Annotated in this window: 12 protein-coding genes; 8 read left to right on the top strand and 4 right to left on the bottom strand. The window is 73.3% G+C overall.

The features are described from left to right. Positions 1 to 59: 59 nt before the first annotated feature. On the bottom strand, positions 60 to 1,523 hold the full coding sequence (locus AVP42_RS03005; RefSeq protein WP_067945972.1) for a DHA2 family efflux MFS transporter permease subunit: 1,464 nt from the start codon (positions 1,521 to 1,523) through the stop codon (positions 60 to 62). Between the two features lie 81 nt (positions 1,524 to 1,604). Between AVP42_RS03005 and AVP42_RS03000 the strand changes: the two genes are divergently transcribed. After that, on the top strand, positions 1,605 to 2,195 hold the full coding sequence (locus AVP42_RS03000) for a TetR/AcrR family transcriptional regulator (RefSeq protein WP_197466939.1): 591 nt from the start codon (positions 1,605 to 1,607) through the stop codon (positions 2,193 to 2,195). A 20-nt stretch (positions 2,196 to 2,215) separates the two neighbouring features. On the opposite strand, the gene AVP42_RS02995 is transcribed toward AVP42_RS03000, so the two are convergent. Then, complete coding sequence (locus tag AVP42_RS02995) at positions 2,216 to 3,148, bottom strand: ROK family protein (RefSeq protein ID WP_067945968.1); 933 nt, start codon at positions 3,146 to 3,148, stop codon at positions 2,216 to 2,218. A gap of 116 nt (positions 3,149 to 3,264) precedes the next feature. On the opposite strand from AVP42_RS02995, the gene AVP42_RS02990 reads away from it, so the two are divergent. The 6 genes from AVP42_RS02990 to AVP42_RS02965 all read left to right on the top strand — a co-directional run bounded on the left by AVP42_RS02990 (position 3,265) and on the right by AVP42_RS02965 (position 10,242). Then, complete coding sequence (locus tag AVP42_RS02990; RefSeq protein ID WP_067945965.1) at positions 3,265 to 4,209, top strand: sugar-binding transcriptional regulator; 945 nt, start codon at positions 3,265 to 3,267, stop codon at positions 4,207 to 4,209. A gap of 41 nt (positions 4,210 to 4,250) precedes the next feature. Next, positions 4,251 to 5,258 carry a deoxyribose-phosphate aldolase gene (deoC, locus tag AVP42_RS02985; RefSeq protein ID WP_067945964.1) on the top strand — a complete coding sequence of 336 codons (1,008 nt, stop codon included), beginning with the start codon at positions 4,251 to 4,253 and terminating at the stop codon, positions 5,256 to 5,258. A gap of 17 nt (positions 5,259 to 5,275) precedes the next feature. Continuing rightward, the gene (locus AVP42_RS02980; RefSeq protein WP_082846945.1) at positions 5,276 to 6,832 is read left to right on the top strand and encodes an aldehyde dehydrogenase family protein; all 1,557 of its coding nucleotides are present in this window, start codon (positions 5,276 to 5,278) and stop codon (positions 6,830 to 6,832) included. After that, the gene (locus tag AVP42_RS02975; RefSeq protein ID WP_067945962.1) at positions 6,829 to 7,689 is read left to right on the top strand and encodes an aldehyde dehydrogenase family protein; all 861 of its coding nucleotides are present in this window, start codon (positions 6,829 to 6,831) and stop codon (positions 7,687 to 7,689) included. The genes AVP42_RS02980 and AVP42_RS02975 overlap by 4 nt, the downstream gene beginning before the upstream one ends. An 84-nt stretch (positions 7,690 to 7,773) precedes the next feature. Then, positions 7,774 to 9,270 carry an SDR family oxidoreductase gene (locus AVP42_RS02970; protein ID WP_067945960.1) on the top strand — a complete coding sequence of 499 codons (1,497 nt, stop codon included), beginning with the start codon at positions 7,774 to 7,776 and terminating at the stop codon, positions 9,268 to 9,270. Positions 9,271 to 9,363: 93 nt separating this feature from the next. Next, positions 9,364 to 10,242, top strand: coding sequence for a glycerophosphodiester phosphodiesterase family protein (locus AVP42_RS02965; RefSeq protein ID WP_067945958.1), 879 nt, complete (start codon positions 9,364 to 9,366; stop codon positions 10,240 to 10,242). A 25-nt stretch (positions 10,243 to 10,267) separates the two neighbouring features. Here AVP42_RS02965 and AVP42_RS02960 read toward each other — a convergent pair whose 3' ends face one another. After that, the gene (locus tag AVP42_RS02960; RefSeq protein WP_067945956.1) at positions 10,268 to 10,819 is read right to left on the bottom strand and encodes an O-acetyl-ADP-ribose deacetylase; all 552 of its coding nucleotides are present in this window, start codon (positions 10,817 to 10,819) and stop codon (positions 10,268 to 10,270) included. 3 nt (positions 10,820 to 10,822) lie between these two features. Next, positions 10,823 to 11,101 carry a metal-sensitive transcriptional regulator gene (locus AVP42_RS02955; protein ID WP_067945954.1) on the bottom strand — a complete coding sequence of 93 codons (279 nt, stop codon included), beginning with the start codon at positions 11,099 to 11,101 and terminating at the stop codon, positions 10,823 to 10,825. 108 nt (positions 11,102 to 11,209) lie between these two features. On the opposite strand from AVP42_RS02955, the gene AVP42_RS02950 reads away from it, so the two are divergent. Continuing rightward, positions 11,210 to 13,114 carry a DUF2207 domain-containing protein gene (locus AVP42_RS02950; protein WP_067945952.1) on the top strand — a complete coding sequence of 635 codons (1,905 nt, stop codon included), beginning with the start codon at positions 11,210 to 11,212 and terminating at the stop codon, positions 13,112 to 13,114.

The following is a 13,114-nucleotide window of genomic DNA, read 5'->3' as shown; positions in this document are numbered from 1 at the left end:
CCGACTGAAGGGCGGCGCGACGGGGGGGGCGGGCCCGGGCCCGCCCCGCCCGTCCCCGCTCAGGCGGCCGCGCCCGCGCCGACCGGGGTCCGCGTCGGAACGGCGTCGGCGTGCCCGGCAGGCACGGGGTCGGGCGCGACGTCGCCGCGCTGGGCTCGACCGGCCGGGAGGAGGAAGGCCAGCGCGAACGCCGCGGCGAGCACGGCGGCACCGGTCGCGATCGCCGGGATCGCGGCATCCACGTACTGGTCGGGCGTGAGCGCGCCGCCCGCGCCCGTGAAGACCGCCGTGAGCACCGCGATGCCGAGCGCACCGCCGATCTCGCGGAGGGTCGAGTTGGTCCCGGAGGCCTTCGCGTGGTGTCGCTCGGGCATGTGCGCGAGCACGGCGGTCGCCATCGGGGCGAAGACGAGCCCCATGCCGATCCCGGCCAGCACGAACGGCGGGACGAGGGTGGCGAACGCCACGTCGGCATCGAGGATGCCGGCCATCCAGAACAGGGCGATCGACTGGGCACCGAGTCCGGCGACCATGAGCGCTCGGGTCCCGACTCGCGGTGCGATGAACCCGGCGAGCGGAGCCACGACCATGGGGGCGATGGTCCAGGGGGTCGTCATGAGCCCGGCCTCGAGCGCGGACCGGCCCTGCACGACCTGGAGGAACTGCACGAGCAGGAAGATCGAGCCGAACATGCCGAAGCTGAAGGTGAGGCCGACCGCGTTCGCCACGCTGAAGCTGCGGTCGCGGAAGAGCCGGAGCGGGAGCACGGGCGACGCGGTTCGCGTCTCCCACACGAGGAACGCGATGAGGAGCACGGCGCCGGCGGTGAGCGAGGCCACCACCTCGGTGCTCGCCCAACCGGCCTCGTTGCCCCGCACGATGCCGTAGACGAGCCCGAGCACGCCGACACCGGCCAGCGCGACGCCGGCCAGGTCGATCGGCCGTCGCTCGCCGCGCGCGTCGGCCAGCACCGCGAGCGCGAGCGGGATGGCGAGCGCACCGATCGGCACGTTGATCCAGAAGATCGTCTGCCAGTTCCAGCCCTCGATGATGAGCCCGCCGATGAGCGGGCCGAGCGCGACGCCGAGCCCTGAGACGCCGCCCCAGATGCCGATCGCGGCCGGCCGGAGGCGTGTGGGGACGGCGCCCGCGAGCAGCGTGAGGGAGAGCGGCATGATCGCCGCCGCGCCGATACCCTGCACGGCGCGGGCGCCGATCACCATCCACGGCTCCGTGCTCAGCGCGGTGAGGATGCTCGCGGCACTGAACACGGCGATGCCGGCGACGAACACGGTGCGACGTCCGACGCGGTCGCCGAGCGCGGCCGCGGGGAGGATGAAGGTCGCGAAGGCGAGCGTGAAGGCGTTGAGGAACCACTGCAGCTGCTCGATGTCGGCGCCGAGGTCGGCGGCCATCACGGGCAGCGCGTTGGTGATCACGAGGTTGTCGAGGGTCGCCATGAATATCGGAAGCGAGGTGGCGACGAGGACGAGCCAGACGGGGGCCCTGCGGACGGATGACATGACGTGCGCTCCTGCGGTCGGATGAAGTAATCGAATGATTACAAGATGGGAGAGTAGTAATCGACTGATAACATGTCAAGCATGAGCACCCGTTCCGACCGCATCTCCGCCGACGAGCGGCGCGAGCAGATCCTCGATGCGGCCATCGCCGTCTTCGGGGAGTTCGGCTACGCCGGCACCAGCACCGACCGCGTCGCGCGCGCCGCGGGCATCAGCCAGCCGTACGTCGTGCGGCTGTTCGGCACCAAGGAGCAGCTGTTCATCGAGACGCTCCGACACACACTCGAGCGACTCCTCGCGACCTTCCGCGCCGCGCTTCCGGTCGACGCCGAGGAGGCGTCGGTCGAGCAGCGCCTCGGCGAGGCGTACCTCAGGCTCGTCGAGGACCGCGGGGTCCTGCTCACCCTGCTGCACGGATTCATGCTGGGATCCGACCCGGGGATCGGGCCGGTCGCGCGCGACGGGTTCCTCCAGGTGTTCCGGATGCTGCGCGACGAGGCCGGGCTGGCGCCCGAGCAGATCCACCGGTTCCTCGCCGACGGCATGCTCATCAACACGCTGCTCGCGACCGGCATCGGCGTCGATGCGGCCACCGATCGGGACGCCGCCGACTTGATGGAGTGCACGTTCGGCGAGCGCGTCGGCGAGGTGCTCGCGCGCGCCTCCGCCTGACCGACCGCCGCAGGCGGCCGTCAGTCCGACCTGCGCGCGAGGTGCACGAGGGCCGCGGCGCCGATCAGCGGCCCCTCGTCCGACAGTCCGGACGGCGCGATCCGGGTGCGGCGGACGAAATCGAACGCGCTGCGTCGCGCCAACGCCGCCCGTGCCGCCTCGAGCAGTGCGGGGGAGACCCGCGAGAAGCCGCCGCCCACGGCGGCCACGTCCAGGTCGACGAGGCCCGCGGCCGACGCGATCGCGCGGCCGATCGCGGTGCCGGCGCGATCCACGGCCGCGAGGGCGATCGGGTCGCCGGCCGCGTGGGCGCGGGCGAGGTCGTGGCCGGTCGTGCCGGTGAAGCCGTGGGCGCGCGCCCAGCGCACCGTGCCGGGGCCCGAGGCGACGGCCTCGAGGCATCCGCTGCCGCCGCACGCGCAGGGATCGTCGGCGCCGCCGACCTCGACGTGGCCGATGTGGCCGGCGTTGCCGGTCGGGCCCGGTGCGGGGCGGCCGTCGAGCACCAGCCCGCCGCCCACGCCCGTCGAGACGACCATGCCGAGGAGATTCCGAGCGCCGCGCCCGGCTCCGACCCAGTGCTCGGCGAGCGCGATGCACAGCCCGTCCAGCGCGAGGGTCACGGGCGCGTCGGGTACGAGGCGCGCGACGCGATCGACGAGCGGATGACGCCGCCAGGCGGGCACGTTCAGCGGCGAGACCGTGCCGGCGGCGAGATCGACGGGCCCGGCGCTGCCGATGCCGACGCCCACCGGTGCGGTCTGCTCGGGCATCGCCCGCAGGGCGTGTCGGACGACGTCGGCGACCGCGCGGTCGAGGGCCTCCGAGGCGGCGTCGGGCCCCGTCCCGCGCCGGGCGCGGGAACCGGGGACGAGGCGTCCGCCGTCGTCGACGAGCGCGGCCTCGACCTTGGTGCCCCCGAAATCGACCGCGAGCGCGAGGGGTGCCGTCATGCGGCCAGCATACGGGCGCACCATCCGGCACCGACTGCTCATATGAGCAGAACTGCCCGCGCATGTTGCCGGACGCGCACCACGAGCCTACGCTGGAAGACGGCGGAAGGAGACGAATGGACGAGACCGACGAACTCCTCTCGATCCGGGCGGCGGAGCTCTACTACGAAGAGAACAAGACGCAGGACGAGATCGGCCAGGCGCTCCGCCTGACGCGCTGGAAGGTCGGGCGCCTGCTCGCGCAGGCCAAGCAGCGCGGATTCATCCGCATCGAGATCCTGCACCCGCGTGCCCGACGGCTGCCCATCGAACGCCGTCTCCGCGAGGAACGCGGCCTCGACGACGCGATCGTCGTCTCGTCCGCGGGCGTCAGCTCCGCCGACGAGCTGCAGGCGCGCACCGCCCAGGCCGCGGCCGACTACCTCACGGCGCTCCGGCCCGTGCCGCGCACCCTCGGCGTGAGCTGGGGGCGCACGCTCTTCGAGATCTCGCAGCACCTGCGCAGCGGCTGGGCCACGGGCGTCAACGTGGTGCAGATCAACGGCGGCGTCAGCCTCAACCGCCGCGCCGGCACCGCCGCGGCCACGGCCGTCGCGATGGCGCAGAAGGGCGGCGGCAACGCCACGCTGCTGCCGAGCCCCGCGATCCTCGAGCACCTCGCGACCAAGGAGGCCATCGAGTCCGACCGCGTCGTCGCCGGCGTCATCGAACTCGCCCGATCCGCCGACGCCTACCTGTTCAGCGCCGGCCCCGCCGACCACTCCTCGGTGCACATCGAGAGCGGCTACCTCACCGACGCCGACGTCGACCTCCTCGTGCAGAAGGGCGCCGTGGGCGACGTCGTCGGCCGCTACATCGACTCCGACGGCAACATCGTCGACCCCGCGCTCGACGCGCGCACCGTCGGCCTCACCCTCGAGGAACTCCGCGAGGGCCGGCTGCGCATCGCCGTCATCGCCGGGCAGTCCAAGCACCCCGTCGCCGACGCGGTCGTCCGCTCCGGCCTCTGCTCCGTCCTCGTCACCGACGAGGCCACCGCACTCCACCTCCTCGACGGCTGAGCCGCGCCGCGGCATCCGTCACGACCGAAAGCCAGGAACACATGTCAGGCACCTCACTGGTCACCGCCCGCGAGCGCGCGCTCGCCGTGCTGGGCGGCGAGCCCGACGACGCCACCCTCCGCCGGTACCTCCACGGCATCGCGGGCGTCGACGCGGTCGGCCTCGAGCAGCGCGCCGCCGCGCTCGGCACCCGATCCATCAAGACGACGTCCAAGAAGTGGGCGCTCGACCGCATCATCTCGCTCGTCGACCTCACGACCCTCGAGGGCGCCGACACCCCTGGCAAGGTCCGCTCGCTCGTGGCCAAGGCCATGGTGCCCGACCCGGCGGATGCCACGACCCCCCGTGTCGCGGCCGTCTGCGTGTACGGCGACATGGTCCCGTACGCGGTCGACGCGCTCGGTGCCCTGCACGGCGACCCCGACGACGGCCGCATCGCGGTCGCCGCGGTCGCGACCGCCTTCCCGTCCGGCCGGTCCTCGCTCGAGATCAAGCTCGCCGACACCGCCGAGGCCGTCGCCAACGGCGCCGACGAGATCGACATGGTCATCGACCGCGGGGCGTTCCTCGCCGGTCGCTACGGGCTCGTGTTCGACCAGATCGCCGCCGTCAAGGAGGCCTGCCGCCGCCCCGACGGCACGAGCGCCTCGCTCAAGGTCATCCTCGAGACCGGCGAGCTCGTGACCTACGACAACGTCCGCCGGGCCTCGTGGCTGTCGATCCTCGCCGGCGGCGACTTCATCAAGACCTCCACCGGCAAGGTGCAGCCCGCCGCGACGCTGCCCGTCACGCTGCTCATGCTCGAGGTCGTCCGCGACTGGCACCTCATGACCGGGCAGCGCATCGGCGTGAAGCCCGCGGGCGGCATCCGTGCGTCGAAGGACGCGATCAAGTACCTCGTGACCGTCGCCGAGACGGTCGGCGAGGAATGGCTGCAGCCGCACCTGTTCCGGTTCGGCGCGTCGAGCCTGCTGAACGACGTGCTCCTGCAGCGCCAGAAGATGACGACCGGCCACTACTCCGGCCCCGACTACGTCACGATCGACTGAATCGAGAACCGAGAACCATGAGCTTCCTCGAATACGCCCCCGCACCCGAGTCGCGGGCGATCCTCTCGCTCCGCGACAGCTACGGCCTCTTCATCGACGGCGAGTTCGTCGACGGCCGCGGCACGCCGTTCACCACCTCGTCGCCCGCGACGGAGGAGCGCATCGCCACGATCGCCGCCGCGAACACCGCCGACGTCGACGACGCGGTCGCCGCCGCCCGGCGCGCGTACGACCGGACCTGGTCGCGCATGTCGGGCCGCGACCGCGGCAAGTACCTCTTCCGCATCGCCCGGCTCATCCAGGAGCGCGCCCGCGAGCTCGCCGTCGCCGAATCGCTCGACAACGGCAAGCCCATCAAGGAATCGCGCGACGTCGACGTGCCGCTCGTGGCCGCCTGGTTCTTCTACTACGCGGGCTGGGCCGACAAGCTCGACCACGCGGGCCTCGGCGCGAACCCCCGCGCGCTCGGCGTCGCCGCCCAGGTGATCCCGTGGAACTTCCCGCTGCTCATGCTCGCGTGGAAGATCGCGCCCGCGCTCGCCGCCGGCAACACGGTCGTGCTGAAGCCCGCCGAGACCACGCCGCTCACGGCGCTGCTGTTCGCCGAGATCGTGCAGCAGGCCGACCTGCCGCCCGGCGTCGTGAACATCATCACGGGCGCCGGCGACACCGGGGCCGCACTCGTCGCGCACGAGGGCGTCGACAAGGTGGCGTTCACCGGCTCGACCGCCGTCGGCCGCGCGATCGCGAAGCAGGTCGCCGGCACGAACAAGAAGGTGACGCTCGAGCTCGGCGGCAAGGCCGCGAACATCGTCTTCGACGACGCGCCCGTCGACCAAGCGATCGAGGGCATCGTCAACGGCATCTTCTTCAACCAGGGCCACGTCTGCTGCGCCGGCAGCCGCCTGCTCGTGCAGGAGTCCATCCACGACGAGGTCGTCGAGCGGCTGAAGCAGCGCCTGTCGACGCTCCGGCTCGGCGACCCGCTCGATAAGAACACCGACATCGGCGCCATCAACTCGGCCGAGCAGCTCGAGCGCATCAACGAGCTGGCCGAGGCGGGCGTCGACGAGGGTGCCGAGCGGTGGAGCGCGCCGTGCGAGATCCCCGAGAACGGGTTCTGGTACGCGCCGACGATCTTCACCAACGTGCAGACCTCGAACCGCATCGCGCGCGAGGAGATCTTCGGGCCGGTGCTCTCGGTCCTCACCTTCCGCACGCCGCAGGAGGCGATCGCGAAGGCGAACAACACCCCGTACGGCCTCTCGGCCGGCATCTGGAGCGACAAGGGCAGCCGCATCCTCGCGGTCGCCGACCAGCTCCGCGCGGGGGTCATCTGGGCCAACACCTTCAACCGGTTCGACCCGGCGAGCCCGTTCGGCGGCTACAAGGAGTCCGGCTACGGCCGCGAGGGCGGCCGCCACGGCCTCGGCGCGTACCTCGCGCCCGCCACGGCCGGTTCCGTCTCCCGGGGCGGCGCCCGCGCGGTCGAGGCCGCCGCGGCCTCCGCCGAGGAGCGGCCCGCCCGTCGCCGCCGAACGCCCAAGCCCGCGAAGAAGGGAGCCGCGAAGTGAGCCGCCTCGCCGTGCCCAAGACGTACAAGCTGTTCATCGGCGGCGCGTTCCCGCGCAGCGAGTCCGGCCGGACCTACGAGGTCGTGAAGGCCGACGGCGGGTTCCTCGCGAACGCCGCCAAGGCCTCCCGCAAGGACGCCCGTGACGCGATCGTCGCCGCGCGCGGCGCGGTCGGCGGGTGGGCCGGCGCCACCGCGTACAACCGCGGGCAGGTGCTGTACCGCATCGCGGAGCTCCTCGAGGGCCGTCGCGCCCAGTTCATCGCCGAGATCGAGGATGCCGAGGGCGCCACGCGCGCCCAGGCCGCCGCGCAGGTCGACGAGGCGATCGACCGCTGGGTCTGGTACGCCGGCTGGGCCGACAAGTTCGCCCAGGTCGCAGGCAACGCCAACCCCGTCGCGGGCCCGTACTTCAACATCTCGGTGCCCGAGCCGACCGGCGTCGTCGCGATCATCGCCCCGCAGGACTCCTCGCTCGTCGGCCTCGTCTCGGCGGTCGCCCCGGCGCTCGTCGCGGGCAACGCGGTCGTGGTCGTCGCGAGCGAGCGGTTCCCGCTGTCGGCGATCTCGCTGGCCGAGGTGCTCGCCACGAGCGACGTGCCCAAGGGCGTCGTCAACGTGCTCACCGGCTCGCCCGCCGAGATCGCCCCGTGGCTCGCGAGCCACGCCGACGTCAACGCGATCGACCTCGTCGGCGCGGGCGACCTCGACTGGATCGACCTCGAGATCGCGGCGGCCGACACCCTGAAGCGCGTGCTCCGTCCCGAGCAGGGCCCGGATGCCGCGGCGCCGACGCTCGACCGCATCGCGGCGTTCACCGAGACGAAGACGGTCTGGCACACGAAGAGCCTGCGCTAGCGGCTCGAGGGCGCTTCGGGCGCCCTCGGAGGATTCACAGCACCGGCCCGGCCCGGCCCGCACCGCGCGGGCTAGGGTCGGGCCATGCGCATCCTGGTGACCGGGGCGACCGGCTACATCGGCGGGCGGCTCGTGCCGCGCCTGCTCGACGAAGGGCATGACGTCCGCGTCGTCGTCCGGCGTCCCGAGCGGCTGCGCGACGTGCCGTGGGCCGCGGGGGTCGACCTCGTCGACGGCGACCTCACGGATGCCGCGGCGGTCGCGCGGGCGATGCGCGGCATCGACGTCGTCTACTACCTGGTCCACTCGATGGGCGGCCGGGGGGACTTCGAGCAGTCCGAGCTCCGCATCGCGCGGAACGTGGCCGCCGCCGCGCGCGCGGCCGGCGTCCGCCGCATCGTCTACCTGGGCGGACTCCACCCGGAGGGCGGCACGCTCTCGCGCCACCTGCGCTCGCGGGTCCGGGTGGGGGAGATCCTGCTCGAGTCGGGGGTGCCCACGGTGGTGCTGCAGGCGGGCGTCATCATCGGGTCGGGCTCGACATCGTTCGAGATGATCCGGCACCTGACCGAGGTCCTGCCGTACATGCCGGCGCCGCGCTGGGTCCGCAACTTCATCCAGCCCATCGCCGTGCGCGACGTGCTGCACTACCTGATCCGGGCCGCCGAGCTCCCGCCGGAGGTGAACCGCGCGTTCGACATCGGCGGGCCCGACGTCCTCCGCTACGGGCAGCTCATGAACGGCTACGCGGTCGAGGCGGGCCTCCGGCAGCGGCCGATCGCGGCGCTGCCCGTGCTCACCCCGTGGCTGGCCGGCCAGTGGGTGAACCTCGTGACGCCGATCCCGAGGCGGCTCGCGGTCCCCATCATCGAGTCGCTCCAGTTCGACTGCGTCATGCGCGAGCACGACATCGACGCCGTCATCCCGCCGCCGCCCGAGGGGCTCGTGGGCTACCGCCGCTCGGTGCGCCTGGCCCTCGAGAAGGAGCGCTCGGGCGAGGTCGAGACCAGCTGGCGCAACGCCGAGGTCGAGGGCGCTCCGAGCGATCCGCTGCCGAGCGACCCGGACTGGGCCGGGTACACCGTCTACGTCGATCACCGCGAGCGCCGGTCGAATGCGCCGGTCGAGTCGCTGTGGTCGGTCATCGAGGGCGTGGGGGGCGAGAACGGGTGGTACTCGTTCCCGCTCGCCTGGGCGATCCGGGGCTGGATCGACAAGCTGTCCGGCGGCGTCGGACTCCGCCGCGGCCGGCGGGACCCGGACACGCTGTACCCGGGCGACGCGGTGGACTTCTGGCGGGTCGAGGCGATCGAGCGGCCCCGGTTCCTCCGGCTCCGCGCCGAGATGCGGGTGCCGGGCCGGGCCTGGCTGGAGATGTCGGCCGAGGCGGACGGTCGCGGGTCGGTCTACCGGCAGCGCGCGGTGTTCTTCCCGAAGGGACTCGCCGGGCGCCTCTACTGGTGGTCGATCGTGCCGATCCACGGCATCGTGTTCGCGGGCATGGCGAACCGGATCGCCGTCGAGGCGGAGACCGTGGCCCGGGCGGGATCGCGGACGGATGCGTCATCCGTCGGCACCTGACCGCGCAAGAAGGTAACGAAACGGTAACGACGTTGCTACAGTGGCCTGCACGGTGCGCGCAAGGAGGCGCGGCACCGAGGAAGGTCCCGACCCGTGCCCCACGCCCCCCGTCCGGTCCGCATCGCCCTCGCCGCCACCGGCGTCATCGCGACCGCCTCGCTCCTGTGGACTGCCGCGACCCCCACCGACGTCTACGCCATCGACGTGTTCGGCGCGCTGCGCCAACCCGGTGAGGCCGCCGCCATCATCGCCCACCGCGGCGACCGGTCGCTCGCACCCGAGAACACCATGCCCGCGCTCGAACTCGCGATGGACGAGCTCGCCTACGTCGAGACCGACGTGCGCCTCACCCGCGACGGCGTCCCCGTGCTCTTCCACGACACCGACCTCGAACGGGTCGCCGGGCGCGAGGGTCGGGTCGAGGACCGCACGTCCGCCGAGCTCGCGCGGCTGGACGTCGGTCGGTGGTACTCCGACGAGTTCGCCGGGGAGCGGATCCCCACGCTCGAGGCGTTCCTCGCCGAGCTCGCCGAGCGCGACGACGCGCGCGCCCTCGTCGAACTGAAGGCCGACTGGTCGCCCGTCCAGGTCCGCCTCGTCGTCGACCTCATCGAGCGGCACCGCCTCCGCGGCCGCGTCGTGCTGCAGAGCTTCAGCATCGAGACGCTGCAGTCGGTGCAGCGCGTCGCCCCGACCACGCCGCGGATCATGCTCATCCGCGAGCTGCCGGCCGACCCCGTCCCGCTCGCCGAGTGGCTCGGGGTCATCGGGTTCGGCACGACCGCCGCGTCGGTCACCGCCGCGCCCGGAGCCGTCGACGCGGCCCACGCGGCGGGCATCGCGGTGCTCTGCTACACGCTGAACACGCAGGACACGTGGGCGCAGGTGAGCGAGCTCGGCGTCGACGGGATCATCACCGACCAGCCGAGCGACCTCGACGCGTGGATCGCCGCGACCGCGCCCGGCACGTGAGCGACGCGCCGGCCCTGCCGGGCGGTCAGCGGTCCGCGACGGCGTCGACGCCCAGGCGCTCCGCGGCCGCGGCGAACTCGGCGTGCATCGGCTCCGAGAACAGCACGAACCGCACGAGGCCGGGCGTCTCGCGGGCGTCGGCCGCGGTGCCGATCGCGACGGTGGCGGCGTCGTCGGCGGGCCATCCGTAGACGCCGGCCGACACGGCGGGCAGCGCGACCGATGCCGCACCGAGCCGTGCCGCGAGACCGAGGGCGTTCCGGTACGCCGACTCGAGCAGGCGGCGGCGCCGGTCCGCCTCGGGTCCGTCGCCGGGCCAGACCGGGCCGACGGTGTGCACGACCCAGCGTGCGGCCAGTCGCCCGGCGGTCGTCGCGACCGCCTCGCCGGTCGGGAGCCCGTCGGGCAGCGTGCCGGCGCGCAGGGCCCGGCACTCGGCGAGGATCTCGGGCCCGCCCGCGCGGTGGATGGCCCCGTCGACGCCGCCGCCGCCGAGCAGCGACGAGTTCGCCGCGTTGACGATGGCGTCGACGCGCTCGAGCGTGAGGTCGCCGGTGACCAGCTCGATCCGCGGCATCCGTCAGGCCCGGTTGTTGGACAGCTCGAAGATGCGCACGAGTTCGGCCACGGCCTCCTCGCGCCGGTCGCCGCCCTCCTCGTACATGTGCGACACGTGGGTGCGCAGGTGGTTCTCGACGAGGAGCTTGTTCAGCGACCCGAGCGACTTCTGCACCGCCAGCGACAGGGTGATGATGTCGACGCAGTAGTCCTCGTTCTCGATCATCTTCTCGATGCCGCGCAGCTGGCCCTCGATGATCTTCGTGCGGTGGAGCGCGCGCTTCTTGATGTCCTCGATCACCCTGCAAGGATACGCCCGCGGGAGATACCCCCGTCCGTATTCGGCCGAGGCGGCGCCGCGGGTGCGCGACCGGATGACGCGGGGCGGCCGGTTCGCTACCGTGAGGGCATGGTCGCCCCCCGGTCCCGCGCCCGCCGGCCACGTCGCCCCGCCGCCCTCGCGGCGCTCGCCGGAGCGCTCCTCATCGCCGCGTTCGGCGCCGCCGCCTCCGCCACGGCCGCGGTCGCCGCGGACCGGCCGGCCGCACCGCCGCCGGTGCGGGCCGTGCCGGGCGACGTCGACGACTTCACGTTCGCCGGCTTCGACGCGGTCTACCGGTTGGGCCGCGACGCCGACCGGCGCTCGGAGCTGCTCACGACCGAGACGCTCGTCGCGGTGTTCCCCGAGTACGACCAGAACCGCGGCATCCGTCGCGCGATCCCGCGCACCTACGACGGCCATCCGACCGACATCCGCGTGGTCTCGGTGACGGATGCCGCGGGGGAGCCCCGCGGCTTCGAGACCGAGCGCAGCGAGGACGGCGAGTTCGAGCTGGTCACCATCGCCGCCGACGACTACGTCCACGGCGAGCAGACGTACGTGATCACGTACCACCAGCGGAACGTCACCTTCGAACCCGACGACCGCGACATCCAGGAGTTCTACTGGGACGTCAACGGCACGGGCTGGGCGCAGCCCTTCAGCGTCGTCCGGGGCGAGCTGCGGCTCGAGGACGGTCTCGCCGACGCGCTCACGGGCGACGCCGCGTGCTACCGGGGGTACGAGGGTTCGAGTACCCCGTGCGAGACGCTGCGGGCGGATGACGCCGCCGAGGGCGTCGTCGTCGCCGAGGCCGCGGCGCTCGGCCCCTACGAGAACCTGACCCTGGCCGTCGGCTTCGACCCGGGGACCTTCGAGCCGCGCGACGAGCGGTTCACCTCGTCGCCGGCCGCCATGGGTTCGGCCGCCGCGGCGCTCACCGCGCTCACCGTCGCGATCCTCGCCGGCGTCTTCCGTGCGACGCGGTGGCGCGACCACCCCGGACGCGGCATCGTCATCGCCGAGTACGAGCCGCCCGAGCGTCCGTCGCTCATGGAGGCCGCGGACCTGGTGCGCGCCCCCGGCAAGGGCATCACGGCGACCATCCTCGCCGAGGCCGTCGCCGGACGGGTACGCGTGGTCGAGACGGGACGGAAGAAGTACGCCGTCGAGCTCACCGGTGACGCGGGCGGCGCCGACCGCGACGCGACGCGCGTGCTCTCGGCCCTGTTCGGCCCGGGCGCACGCCCGGGAGCGCGCCGGAACCTCAAGACGAGCGACACGACCCTCGGCACCAAGCTGATGAACCTACGCCGCCAGGTGCACTCGCGCGTCGCCCGCGAGGGGCTCCGCCGCCGACCGGACGTGGGCCTGCGCATCCTGCTCGCGGCGCTCGCGATCGTCGCGTCGACGCTCGCCGTGATCCTCGGCATCGCCGCGCTCGACGCGCGGATGGGCGGCGCGTGGCCGTGGCTGCCGATCATCGGGGCGTCCGCGCTCGCCGTCGCCGCGGTGTGGATGGTGGCCGACGTGCGTCCGCTCACCGAGCGCGGCCGCGAGCTCCGCGACCACCTCGAGGGGCTCCGCCTGTACATCCGGCTCGCCGAGGCCGACCGGCTGCGGATGCTGCAGAGCCCGACCGGCGCGGAGCGCGTGCCCATGGCACCGGCCGCGGGTGCGGCATCCGCGGGCCTCGACCCCGACGCGGTGCTGCGCATCACCGAACGGCTGCTCCCGTACGCGGTGCTGTTCGGGCAGGAGCGCGAATGGAGCGAGGAGCTCGCCGCGCTCTACGCGCAGCGGGGCGAGCAGCCCGGCTGGTACGCGGGCCGCAGCGGGTTCAACGCGGCCGTGTTCGCCTCGAGCGTGAGTTCGTTCACCACCGCGTCGAGCTCGAGCTGGTCGGGATCGTCGTCGAGCTCGTCCTCGAGCGGCTCGGGCGGCGGCGGTTCGAGCGGCGGCGGGGGCGGCGGCGGTGGAGGCGGCGGCGTCTGA

Origin of the sequence: Agromyces sp. NDB4Y10 (assembly GCF_001620055.1) — a bacterium.
Lineage (GTDB): Bacteria > Actinomycetota > Actinomycetes > Actinomycetales > Microbacteriaceae > Agromyces > Agromyces indicus.
This window is presented reverse-complemented; position numbering and strand designations above follow the sequence as displayed.